The 11,222-nt window shown below is 73.3% G+C and carries 7 protein-coding genes; 3 read left to right on the top strand and 4 right to left on the bottom strand.

Going from position 1 to position 11,222, the window contains the following annotated elements; translation table 11 throughout:
• Positions 1-132: 132 nt before the first annotated feature.
• Entirely contained in the window at positions 133-3,783 is a 3,651-nt protein-coding gene (locus HCN08_RS17825) for a glycoside hydrolase family 3 C-terminal domain-containing protein (protein WP_206318907.1), read from the top strand.
• Positions 3,784-3,874: 91 nt separating this feature from the next.
• Here the strand turns inward: HCN08_RS17825 and HCN08_RS17820 are convergent, their stop codons facing one another.
• On the bottom strand, positions 3,875-4,882 hold the full coding sequence (locus tag HCN08_RS17820) for a sugar phosphate isomerase/epimerase family protein (RefSeq protein ID WP_167984101.1): 1,008 nt from the start codon (positions 4,880-4,882) through the stop codon (positions 3,875-3,877).
• 81 nt (positions 4,883-4,963) lie between these two features.
• Positions 4,964-6,124 (bottom strand): Gfo/Idh/MocA family protein, encoded by a 1,161-nt coding sequence (locus HCN08_RS17815; RefSeq protein ID WP_167984145.1) that lies wholly within the window; start codon positions 6,122-6,124, stop codon positions 4,964-4,966.
• 284 nt (positions 6,125-6,408) lie between these two features.
• On the opposite strand from HCN08_RS17815, the gene HCN08_RS17810 reads away from it, so the two are divergent.
• The gene (locus HCN08_RS17810) at positions 6,409-7,533 is read left to right on the top strand and encodes an ROK family transcriptional regulator (RefSeq protein WP_167984100.1); all 1,125 of its coding nucleotides are present in this window, start codon (positions 6,409-6,411) and stop codon (positions 7,531-7,533) included.
• A 7-nt stretch (positions 7,534-7,540) separates the two neighbouring features.
• Here HCN08_RS17810 and HCN08_RS17805 read toward each other — a convergent pair whose 3' ends face one another.
• Positions 7,541-8,317: a VOC family protein gene (locus HCN08_RS17805; RefSeq protein ID WP_167984099.1), complete on the bottom strand. Its 777-nt coding sequence runs from the start codon at positions 8,315-8,317 to the stop codon at positions 7,541-7,543.
• Between the two features lie 136 nt (positions 8,318-8,453).
• On the opposite strand from HCN08_RS17805, the gene HCN08_RS17800 reads away from it, so the two are divergent.
• On the top strand, positions 8,454-9,278 hold the full coding sequence (locus tag HCN08_RS17800; protein ID WP_167984098.1) for a sulfurtransferase: 825 nt from the start codon (positions 8,454-8,456) through the stop codon (positions 9,276-9,278).
• Between the two features lie 781 nt (positions 9,279-10,059).
• Here the strand turns inward: HCN08_RS17800 and sepH are convergent.
• Entirely contained in the window at positions 10,060-11,163 is a 1,104-nt protein-coding gene (gene sepH, locus HCN08_RS17795; RefSeq protein WP_167984097.1) for a septation protein SepH, read from the bottom strand.
• Positions 11,164-11,222: the final 59 nt, after the last annotated feature.

The following is an 11,222-nucleotide window of genomic DNA, read 5'->3' as shown; positions in this document are numbered from 1 at the left end:
CACACGTCTTGACCTTGCATCAACCATGGCCACACACTGCCCAGTTGTTACCGCAATCCCCGGGACTTTCTTCGGACTTGCGCAGAACTCCGCGGAAGGCACCGGTCCCTGCTCAAGACGTTCGGAGGCAGGATGGACCAGCGAAAGCGCCGGCGTGCGGGAGTCGCCGCCGCGTGCGCCATGGCGTGCGCGGCGGCGCTGACCGCGGGACACGGGGCCACGGCCGCGCCCGGCACCCCCCACGCGACCGCCGCGGCCACCCCGATCTACCGGGACACCCACTACTCCTTCGCCGAGCGCGCCGCGGACCTGGTGTCCCGGATGACGCTGGAGGAGAAGGTGCACCAGCTCAGCACCAACAACGCCCCCGCCATCCCACGGCTCGGCGTGCAGCAGTACACCTACTGGAGCGAGGGCCAGCACGGCGTCAACCGGCTCGGCGCCGACACCGCCGCCGGCGGACAGGGCGAGCTCAACCCGGCGGCGACCAGCTTCCCGGTGAACTTCGCCTCGTCGATGTCCTGGGACAAGGACCTGATGTATCAGGAGACCACGGCGATCTCCGACGAGATCCGCGGCTTCCTCGACAAGTCGCTGTTCGGCAAGGGCCAGAACAACCTCGGGCCCTCGGCCGACGACTACGGCTCGCTCACCTTCTGGGCGCCCACCGTCAACCTCGACCGCGACCCGCGCTGGGGCCGTACCGACGAGGCGTTCGGCGAGGACCCGTACTTCGTCGGGCAGATGGCCGGCCAGTTCATCGACGGCTACCAGGGCAACAACCCCGACGGCAGCTCCCCGACCGGCTACCTCAAGGTCGCCGCGACCGCCAAGCACTACGCCCTCAACAACGTCGAGGACAACCGCACCGGCATCAGCTCCGACGTCAGCGACGGCGAACTGCGCGACTACTACACCGCGCAGTTCCGCGACCTGATCGAGCAGGCGCATGTCGCGGGCCTGATGACGTCGTACAACGCGATCAACGGCACCCCGTCGGTCGCCGACACGTACACCGCCAACGAACTCGCCCAGCGCACCTACGGCTTCGGCGGCTACACCACCTCCGACTGCGGCGCGGTCGGCACCGGCTGGCGGCAGTTCCCCGGCGGCCACGACTGGGCGCCGCCCGGCTGGACCACCGACCACGACGCGAACAACCCCACCTGGACCGAGACGGCCACCGGCACGAAGCTGCCGGGCCAGGCCGGCAGCCAGGCGTACGCGCTGCGCGCCGGCACCGACCTCAACTGCACCGGCGACGAGGCCACCACTGCGAACGTCCAGGCGGCGATCGAGGCCGGCGCGCTCAGCGAGGGCGTCGTGGACACCGCGCTGGTACGGGTGTTCACCGTACGGATGGCCACCGGCGAGTTCGACCCGGCCGGCTCGGTGCCGTACACCAGGCTCACCGCCGACCAGGTCGAGAGCCCGGCCCACCAGGCGCTCGCCACCAAGGTCGCCGACAACTCGCTGGTGCTGCTGCAGAACGGCAAGCCGGCCGGCGCCAAGGCGCCGCTGCTGCCGGCCGACGTGACCACGTCCAAGAAGGTCGTCGTCCTCGGCGACCTCGCCGACGACACCACCCTCGGCCTCTACTCCGGCAAGCCCTCCCACACCACCACCCCGCTGCGGGGCGTGCAGAACGCCGTGCACGCCGTCGACCCGTACGCCTCGGTCGTCTACGACGCGGCCGGCACCTCCTCGACCGCCACCACCCCGGCGGTGCTCAGCGACGCCACCAAGGCCGCGATCAAGGCCGCCGACCTCGTCGTGGTCTTCGTCGGCACCACCCAGGCCAACGGCGACGAGGGCAACGACCGCGACAACCTCGCCATGCCCGGCAACTACGACTCGCTCATCGACCAGACCGCCGCCCTCGGCAACGACAGAACGGCGCTGGTCATCCAGTCCGACGGCCCGGTCAAGCTCGACGACGTGCAGGACAAGGTCTCCTCGATCCTCTTCAGCGGCTACAACGGCCAGGACCAGGGAACCGCGCTCGCCGACGTGCTGTTCGGCCGGCAGAACCCGTCCGCGCACCTCAACTTCACCTGGTACAAGGACGACTCGCAGCTGCCCGACAAGCAGAACTACGGCCTGACCCCCGCCGAGACCGGCGGACTCGGCCGCACCTACCAGTACTTCACCGGCACCCCGACCTACCCCTTCGGCTACGGCCTGAGCTACACCAGCTTCTCCTTCAAAAACATCACCGCCAACAAGTCGCAGATCACCGCGGACGGCACCGTGAAGATCGGCGTCGACGTCACCAACACCGGCAGGACGGCCGGCGCCGCCGTCGCCCAGCTCTACGCGGCCACCTCCTTCACCGTCCCCGGCATCACCCTGCCGCGGCAGCGGCTCGCGGGCTTCGGCAAGACCAAGGTGCTCGCACCCGGCAAGTCCCAGCACCTCACCTTCACCGTCAAGGCCGCCGACCTCGCGGTGTGGGACGCCGCCGGCTCCCGGCAGACCGTGCCGGCCGGCGGCTACCGCTTCTCCGTCGGACCGGACTCCGCACACCCCGCCGGCACCGCCAAGGTGAAGATCACCGGCACCCTCACCCCCACCGTGCAGACCGTCACCGTCCAGCCGGAGAACGTCGTCCTGAACGCCGGCGACACCTTCGGCCTCACCGGCAAGAACCGCTGGATCAAGGACGACACCGACCACTCCAAGGAGCAGCGCGACACCTCCCTGACCGCGGACGGCATCGTCGAGGCGGTCAACAACGACCAGTCGTTCGTGGACCTCACCAAGACCAAGGTGACCTACGCCAGCAGCGACCCGGCGGTCGCCACCGTCGACAAGGACGGCACCGTGCATGCGGTCGCCGACGGCGTCGCGACCCTGTCGGCCACCGTCGGCGGCGTCACCGGCTCCGCGCCGGTCGTGGTCCGCAACACCCTGACCCTCACAGCGGTGCCGGTCGCCGCCGCGGGCAGCACCGTGAAGGCGACCACGACGTACACCAACGGCAGCCCGAAGCCGGTGCAGGACATCGCCGTCGCGCTCGCCGCCCCGGACGGCTGGACCGCCACCGCGGACACCCCGGACGTCTTCGGCGAGGTCGCCCCCGGCCAGTCGGTCAGCACCACCTGGTCGGTCACCGTCCCCGACGGCGCCACGCCCGACAACCTCACGCTGGGCGCGACCGTCACCACCCCGGCCGGCGACTACACCACGCAGGCCCCGGTCACCGTGCCGTACGCCTCCTTCGCCGCCGCGTTCGACAACTCCGGCATCAGCGACGACGCGAACACCAAGACCGGCAGCATCGACGCCGAGGGCGCCAGCTTCTCCCTCCAGGCGCTCGCCGCACTGGGCTGGACGGCCGGCCGGAGCACCGACCACGGCGGGCTGTCCTACCCCTGGCCCGCGACCGCCGGCACCGGGCAGCCCGACAACGTCGTGGCCGGCGGCCAGGCCGTGCAGATCACCGGCACGGGAAGCAAGCTCGGCTTCGTCGGCACCAGCACCTTCGGCAGCACCTCGGGCACCGGCGTCATCGTCTACACCGACGGCACGACGCAGACGTACGCGCTCGCGCTGTCGGACTGGTGGGCCGGATCACCCGCGCAGGGCAGCGACTTCGCCGCCTCCACGCCGTATCTGAACAACGGCGGCGGGCAGCAGACGCAGACCGTGCACATGTCGGCGGCGACCGTGGACCTGCTGCCGGGCAAGACCGTGCGGGCCATCACGCTGCCCGACGTCAGCAAGGGCCAGATCGACCACCAGGTCGGCATGCACCTGTTCTCCGTCACGATCGGCGGCTGAACCCCCCCTTGGTGCACGGACAACGGCCGCCCCGCCCGGTGACCCCGGGCGGGGCGGCCGTCCCACGAGCCCGGGGCCCGGAAGCCCGGGCTCAGGAGGAGGAGCTGAAGGCCGAGTCGAAGGACGAGGCCGGCGGCTCGATCGCGGCCAGTGCCCGGACGTGCGCCAGCGCCTGCGGGGCGCCCAGCGTGCGGTCCATGCCGGCGTCCTCCCACTCCACCGAGATCGGGCCCTCGTAGCCGATGCTGTTGAGCATCCGGAAGACCGGCTCCCACGGCACGTCGCCGTGCCCGGTCGAGACGAAGTCCCAGCCGCGCCGCGGGTCGCCCCACGGCAGATGCGAACCCAGCCGCCCGTTGCGGCCGTTGAGCTGCTTGACGGACTCCTTGCAGTCCACGTGGTAGATGCGGTCCTTGAAGTCCCACAGGAAGCCGACCGGGTCCAGGTCCTGCCACACGAAGTGGCTCGGGTCGAAGTTCAGCCCGAACGCCGGCCGGTGGCCGATCGCCTCCAGCGTGCGCACCGTCGTCCAGTAGTCGTACGCGATCTCGCTCGGGTGCACCTCGTGGGCGAAGCGCACCCCGACCTCGTCGAAGACGTCCAGGATCGGGTTCCAGCGGTCGGCGAAGTCCTGGTAGCCGCGCTCGATCATCTCCGGCGGCACCGGCGGGAACATCGCCACGGTGTGCCAGATCGACGAACCGGTGAAGCCCACCACGGTGTTCACCCCGAAGGCCGCGGCGGCCCGCGCGGTGTTCTTGATCTCCTCCGCGGCCCGCCGCCGCACGCCCTCGGGCTCGCCGTCGCCCCAGATCCGGGCCGGCAGGATGCCCTTGTGCCGCTCGTCGATCGGGTGGTCGCACACCGCCTGGCCGGTCAGGTGGCAGGAGATGGTCCAGCACGCGAGCCCGTGCTCGTCCAGCGTGTCGCGCAGCCGCGGCAGATAGCCGTCGTCGGACAGCGCCGCCTCGACGTCGAAGTGGTCGCCCCAGCAGGCGATCTCCAGGCCGTCGTAGCCCCACTGCGAGGCCAGCCGGCACACCTCGGTGAAGGGCAGGTCGGCGAACTGGCCGGTGAAGAGGGTGACGGGGCGTGCCATGGTGGCGTCCTTTCGTGGGCAGCCGGTGGGCGGGGTACGGGGGCGGGTCCGGGGCTCGACCCGCGGGCCGGGCCCGGCGGTTCAGGGCGTGGCGGGCGGGCCCTGCACGGGGATGTGCACGCCGAGCGCCGCCGCGCTGGACTCGACGGCGGCCAGCACCTTCTGCACCTGGAGCCCCTCGGCGAACGACGGGCGCGGGTCGCGGCCTTCGGCGACGGCCGCCACGAAGTCGTGCACCTGGTGGGTGAAGGTGTGCTCGTAGCCGATCAGGTGCCCCGGCGGCCACCAGGCGTGCAGATACGGGTGGGTGTCCTCGGTGACCAGGATGCGCCGGAAGCCGGCCGTCGCCGCGTCCTCCGAACGGTCGTGGAAGGACAGCTCGTTCATCGACTCCGCGTCGAAGGCGAGGCTGCCGGCCGAGCCGCTGATCTCGATCCGCATCGCGTTCTTGTGCCCGGTGGCGAACCGCGTCGCCTCGAACACCCCGATCGCGCCGCCCTCGAAGCGCGCGGTGAACAGCGCCGCGTCGTCCACCGTCACCTGCCCGCGCTCGCTGCCCGCGGTGCCCGACAGGCCGCTGGAGCTGGCCGGCAGCGGGCGCTCGGTCACGAACGTCTCCAGCACCGCGCCGACCGACGAGATGCGCTGCCCGGTCAGGTACTGCGCGATGTCGATGCTGTGGGCGCCCAGGTCGCCGAGCGCCCCGGAGCCAGCGCGGTCCTTCTGCAACCGCCACGCGAGCGGGAACTGCGGGTCCACCAGCCAGTCCTGGAGGTACTGCGCCCGCACCTGGTGGATCGTGCCGAGCCGGCCCTGCTCGACCAGCTGCCGGGCGAGCGCCAGCGCCGGCACCCGGCGATAGTTGAAGGCGACCATCGAACGCACGCCGCCGGCCGCCGCCTTGGCCGCCGCCGCGCTCATCTCCTCGGCCTCCTGCACCGAGTTGGCCAGCGGCTTCTCGCACAGCACGTGCTTGCCCGCGGCGAGCGCCGCCAGCGCGATCCGCGCATGGCTGTCGCCGGGCGTGCAGATGTCCACCACGTCGATGTCGGGCCGCGCGACCAGCTCGCGCCAGTCCGTCTCGTACGACTGCCAGCCGTACCGCTCGGCGGCCTGCCGGACCCGCTCGGGCGAACGGCCGCACACCGCGGTCAGCTCCACCGGCCGCGGCAGGTCGAAGAAGCGGCCCGCGGTGCGCCACGCGTGCGAGTGCGCCGCCCCCATGAAGGCATGGCCGACCATGCCGATCCGCAGGGCCTGCGGTGCTGTCGTCGTCACGTGCGTCCTCCTCGGGCGGCACTGGGCCGTGAATCGTTATTCATCCGGAATCGACGATAAGTCAACGAGTTGGGTAGAACAGTTCGCGAGTTTCTGCCTGAAGTTCGTCATAAGTCAAGGCTCTTGACCGGCCGGACGCAAGAGGACGCCGGTGTGCCGAGCACATACCCTTCAGGCACCGGCGCGCACACACCACGGGGGTCACGATCGACACACCAGTCAACCTGCGCGAGGTCGGGCGGCTCCGGGTGCTGGAGGCGCTGCACGCCTCGCCGCGCAGCAGCCGCCCCGAACTCGTCCGGGTCACCGGCCTGTCCCGGGCCACCGTCTCCACGCTGGTCGCCGACCTCATCCAGGTCGGCCTGGTCACCGAGGAGCCCGGCGACGAGAGCGAGCCGCGCCGCACCGGCCGGCCCGCGCAGACCCTCTCGCTGGTGCCCACCGCCGGCTACGCCATCGGCGCCGACATCGGCCACCAGCACGTCCGGGTCATCCTGTGCGACCTGTTCGGCGCGGTGCTGTGGGAGCACTGGGTCGCCAAGGACGTCGACCGCGCGCCCGCCGAGACCCTCGACCTCGTCGCCGTGCTGGTCGGCCGCGCCCTCCAGGAGACCGGCGTCGACCGCGACCGGGTGCTCGGCATCGGCGCCGGCATCGCCTCCCCGGTCGAGAAGGACAGCGGCGAACTCGGCGCCGAGGGCATCATGCCCGGCTGGGTCGGCCTGCACCTGACCGGCGAACTGCGCCGCCGCACCGGACTGCCGGTCCAGGTCACCAACGACGCCAACGCCGGCGCGCTCGCCGAGCTGATGTACGGCGCCGCCCGGCAGGTCGACGACATGGTCTACGTACGGCTCTCGGCCGGCATCGGCGCGGGCATCGTCAGCAACGGGCAACTGCTGCTCGGCGCACGGGGCCTGGCCGGTGAGCTCGGCCACCTGCCGCTCATCGCCGACGGCCTCATCTGCCGCTGCGGCAACCGCGGCTGCCTGGAGACCGTCGCGAGCCCGGTCGCCATCGCCCGGCTGCTCAGCCAGAGCTGGGGCCGGCAGATCGCCGCGCGCGACCTGCCCGCGCTCATCAAGCAGCGCAACACCGGCGCGCTGCGGGCCGTCCGGGACGCCGGCGACGCGGTCGGGCGTGCGCTGTCCACGCTGGTCACGCTGCTCAACCCGCGGCTGATCGTGGTCGGCGGGGACCTGGCGAGCGCGGGGGAGGACCTGCTGGAGCCGCTGCGGGCCGGGGTGAGCCGGCACACCCTGCCGTCGGCCGCGCGCGGCATCGAGATCGTCACCGGCGGCCTCGGCGACGGCGCGGAGGTCCGGGGAGCCGCCGGCCTGGTCCTCAGCGCGGCGCCCCAGCTGCTGGCCTGAGGGCCGCTTACGGGAGGGTCAGCAGGCAGAAGGGCGAGCCCTCGGGGTCCGCGAGCGTGGTCGTGGGCCCGTAGGGGCCCGGGTGCGACGGGGTGAGCACCCGGCCGCCGAGCCGTACGGCGAGCCGGGAGACGGCGTCGATGTCCGCGACCGCGAAGCTCGTCATCCAGTGCGCCCCGCGGTCGCGCGGCAGCGCCCGGCCGAGCCCGCGGATGCCGGCGACCGCGTTGCCGCCGACCGTCAGCACCGCCCGGTCGGCGTCCGGCGCCTCGCCGGTGCGCTCCAGGCCGAGGCCGAAGACGGCCTCGTAGAACTTCCCCACCATCGCGGCGTCCTGCGTCACCAGCTCGCTCCAGCCGACGCTGCCCGGCACACCGGCGGCCTCCGCGCCGCTGAACAGCCCGCCCTGCCAGATGCCGAAGACCGCGCCGGACGGGTCCACGGCGATCGCGAGCCGGCCGTCGTCGCCGACGTTGAGCGGGCCGATGCCCACGGTGCCGCCGCACTCGCGCACGAGCTCCGCGGCGCGGTCCACGTCGTCGGCGGCGAGCATCGTCGTCCAGGACACCGGGCGGTGCGGCTCCGGCGGGGCCTCGCCGATGCCGGCGACCCGCAGGCCGTCGCGCACCGCCAGCATGTACGCGCCGAGCTGCGGCGGACCCGCGGTGAACTCCCAGCCGAACAGCGCCCCGTAGAAATCCCGGGCCTGGCCGGCCCGGCCCGCCATGAGGCTCGCCCAGCAAGGGGTGCCGGGCCGGCGCCGGGTCCGTACGTCGGTCGTCATGGATGCGCTCTCCTCATGGGCAGCCCGCTGCCTGCCCGGCGTTCGGCGGGAGTCGGCACAGTGATCGTCGCACCCCGGAGGGTGGCGCGCGGCCCGGCCGCGCCGCAGGCGTCGGCCACGGCTCCACAATAGGCGCATGGAATTCATCATCACCGCGCGGGAGCTCGCCGCCGCGCCCGTGAAACCCGTGCTGCTCGACGTGCGTTACCGGATGGGCGGGCCGCCCGGGCACGGCGAATACGCCAAGGGGCACATCCCCGGGGCGCGTTACGTGGACCTCGACGCGACGCTCGCCGCGCCGCCCGGTCCCGGCGGGCGCCATCCGCTGCCGGACGCGGAGGAGTTCGGGGCGGCGATGCGCGCGGCGGGCGTTTTCACGGAGCGGGACGTCGTCGTCTACGACGACGGGAACGGATGGGGCCCGGCGCGGGCCTGGTGGCTGCTGCGCTGGACCGGCCACCGCAGGGTGCGCGTCCTGGACGGCGGGCTCGCCGCGTGGCGCGCGGCGGGGCTGCCGCTGAGCACGGAGGAGCCGCCGCCGGGCGAGGGCGACTTCACGCCGCGGCCGGGCGGCATGCCGGTGCTCGACGCCGCCGGCGCGGCGGAGGTGGCCCGTACGGGGCTGCTGCTCGACGCGCGGGCGGGGGAGCGCTACCGGGGCGAGGTCGAGCCGATCGACTCCGTCGCGGGCCACATCCCCGGCGCGGTGAGCGCCCCCACGACGGAGAACCTCACCCCCGACGGCACGTTCCTCCCGGCGGGTGACCTGGCGGCCCGCTTCACCGCCCTCGGCGCCACCCCCGACCGCGAGGTCGCCGTCTACTGCGGCTCCGGCGTCTCCGCCGCGCAACAAATCCTCGCCCTCGCCGAATCCGGCATCCCCGCGGCCCTCTACCCCGGCTCCTGGAGCGAATGGACCACCCACTCCCTCCCCATCGCCACGGGCCCCACCCCCGGCTGACCCCGGCTGCGCCGGGGGGCCAGTGAACGACCGGTGGCCCGGTCCGGACGGAACTGCCCCTTCGGGCCGGTGACGACGTGCAGGCGGAGTGTGGCTGGCCGCGCAGTTCCCCGCGCCCCTGGTTTGCTGGTCGGCGACGCAGCCGCGACCCCGTGCGGTGCAGCCGCAGCGTGGCGACGGACCGCCACCACATCAGGGGCGCGGGGAACTGCGCGCGCAACCGTCCACCGGCCGGTGGTCCGGATCGGACCGGACTGCCCCTTTGGGGCGGTGGCGACGTGCGGGCTGAGTGTGGTTGGTCGCGCAGTTCCCCGCGCCCCTGGTTTGCTGGTCGGCGACGCAGCCGCGACCCCGTGCGGTACAGCCGCAGCGTGGCGACGGACCGCCACCACATCAGGGGCGCGGGGAACTGCGCGCGCAACCCACCACCGGCCGGTGGTCCGGAGCGGACCGGACTGCCCCTTCGGGCCGGTGGCGACGTGCGGGTCGAGTGTGGTTGGTCGTGCAGTTCCTCGCGCCCCTGAAAAAGACCCGGCGGCGCAGCCGCAGACCCCGTTGGCTGGGCGACTTGGCGCCGGACGTCGGCACACCAGGGGCGCGGGGAACTGCGCGCTCAGCCGTCCACCGGCCGGTGGTCCGGATCAGACCGGACTGTTCCTTTGGGGCGGTGGCGACCTGCGGGTCGCGTCTGGCTGGTCACGCAGTCCCCGCGCACCCGAAAAGGCACCCCGCGGCGCAGCCGCGAGGTCGGGGCGTGGGCGGGAGCCCTCAAGGCAGGGGGCTACTCCTGCTTCTTGCGGCGGCTGCCGAAGACGATCTCGTCCCAGCTGGGAACGGTCGCGCGGCGGCCGGGGCGGACGCCGTCCGCCTCGGCCTGGCGGTCGGTCGTGCCGATGAGGCGGTCGCGGTGGCCCGCGACCGCGCGGGGCATGAGGACGTCCGCGTAGGCGGAGCCCGCGGAGGCGGCCGGGGCGGCGGGCTCCTCGGCCTCGGCGGCGGGCTCCTGGGCGGGGGCCTGGTCCGGCGGGGTGGTGGGCGGGGCGGGCACGACCATGTCGCCGCGGAAGCTCGGCACCGCCTCCAGCAGGCTGGTCAGCGAGTCGCGCTCCTCCGGCTCCGTACCGGCCCGCTCGTCGGCCCGCGCGGACGCCGCCGTACGGCCGGACTCGCGGTCCTGCCGCTCGGGCCGCTCCGGGCGCTCCGGCCGCTCGGTCCGGTCCGAGGGCCGGTCCAGCGCCCGGTCCATCGTGCGCTCGCGCGGCAGCCGCGCGATCCGCGGCACGAACGGGAAGCTCGGCTCCTGCGCCTGCGCCTGCGTGGTCTCGCCGATGAGCGACCTGGCCTCGTCGTCGACGGCCTGCACGAGCCGCCGCGGCGGGTCGTACGTCCAGCTCGCCGAGTGCGGCTCACCGGCGACCCGGTAGACCAGCAGCACCTCCCACGTACCGTCGTCGCGCCGCCAGGAGTCCCACAGCACGGTCTCCTTCTCCGCGCCGCGCATCAGCAGCCGCTCGGCCACCGCCTCCCCGAGCTGCGGCCCGGTGCTCTCGCCCTGCCGCCGTACGGGGGTCTTCCTGGCCCGCTCGGCCATGAAGGCGCGCTCGGCCAGCACGGGGCCCTCGAAGCGGCGTACCCGCTCCACCGGGATGCCGGCCATCTGCGCGACCTCCTCGGCGGAGGCACCCGCGCGTATCCGCGCCTGGATGTCCCGGGGCCGCAGATGGCTCTCGACCTCGATCTCGATCTGGCCGAGCCGCGCGCGGTCGTTGCGCACGGCGGCGCGCAGCCGCTCGTCGATCGGGAGTGTGTATTCCGTGCTGTCGGCAGCCTTGAGCACCAGTCGTGTGCCGTCGTTGCTGACGGCCACGACGCGCAGTTCGGGCACGATTACCTCCCGGGTGGTGCCTGCCGACGTCCGATGCGTCGCTGCTCCCGTTGGACGAG

It is taken from the genome of Actinacidiphila epipremni, from assembly GCF_012034175.1.
GTDB classification, from domain to species: Bacteria; Actinomycetota; Actinomycetes; order Streptomycetales; family Streptomycetaceae; genus Actinacidiphila; species Actinacidiphila epipremni.
Note: the sequence above shows the minus strand (reverse complement) of the source record. Positions and strands in the feature narration are given on the sequence as shown.